Below are 1,025 nucleotides of genomic sequence, written 5' to 3' on the forward strand. Positions count from 1 at the left end.
AGGCGGCGGTGTCGTCGAGGCTGATCAGCCATGGATGGTTGATGCCTTGGAAGAGGAGGCCGATGCGATATTTCTTGCTGGCGTCGAGCACCGGACCTTCAGGCAACGGCAGATAATCCGTGAAAGGCGCCTTGATCTGCAGCTTGCTGTAAGGGCCGACGAAGCTGGCGCCCATGCCCGGCTTCCAGACGAATCCGCCGGCGAGGTCCCCGACCGGATAGACGTCGAGATAGTCCCGGAACCGTCCTTTTCGAACAGCGCACTGACGTCGGCATTCGATATGCCCGCCTTGGCTTCGTCGGAGTATTTCTTGATCAGGCCATTGAGAACGGCGTGGACGGAGTCTTCGGCGAAGGCCCGAACTGTCGTCAGCGGTGCAGCAGCGAGAACGGAAAGCGCCGCGGCTGTCTTCAGCAGATGGCGACGTGATAATTTCAGCATTTTAGGTCTCCTCCATATTTGCTTTCAGCCCGGGATATATCCCGACAAGTTCAAGTCACTCCTCCTTCCACCAGGATGTGGACGTAGCCGTCCGACACCTTGGTTTCGTAGGTCTTCAGCCGCTCGGTAACGGGCGGTGAAAGCGGTGTGCCGGTGGGGATGTGGAACAGTCCCTGATGCAAAGGACACTCCACCGTCTGGCCGTCGATATAGCCTTCCGAAAGGAAGGCGTGGGCGTGCGTGCAAATGCCTGAAGTGGCGTAGAACTTGCCGGCAAGATTAAAGATGGCGATACATACCCCCTGGTGCTCGATGCGCGTCGCATCGTCGACAGGAAGACTGTCGGCACGGACCGCCTGGATCCACTGCCTGCTTTCTGGATTAGTCTGCGCGTCCATGCGCCTCCCCATGTCCGTTTGTTTCGTTTATTTTCGTTCTCTTTCCTTCGCTCGCAAATTCATTGTGGGAATAGAGATATCGATGAACCCCATGCCGAGTGATCGACCACAGGCAAGCAATCGCCGAAAATACGGCTGCATGGCAGCCGGACGCGGCGATATGCCAGGCACGGAGATCTATCGGAG

1 protein-coding gene is annotated in these 1,025 nt (G+C 57.6%); it reads right to left on the bottom strand.

Going from position 1 to position 1,025, the window contains the following annotated elements; translation table 11 throughout:
• Positions 1-491 precede the first annotated feature (491 nt).
• Positions 492-839, bottom strand: coding sequence for a non-heme iron oxygenase ferredoxin subunit (locus tag FJ980_RS34280; RefSeq protein ID WP_181167172.1), 348 nt, complete (start codon positions 837-839; stop codon positions 492-494).
• Positions 840-1,025 lie beyond the last annotated feature (186 nt).

This window comes from Mesorhizobium sp. B1-1-5 (assembly GCF_006443065.1).
GTDB lineage: Bacteria > Pseudomonadota > Alphaproteobacteria > Rhizobiales > Rhizobiaceae > Mesorhizobium.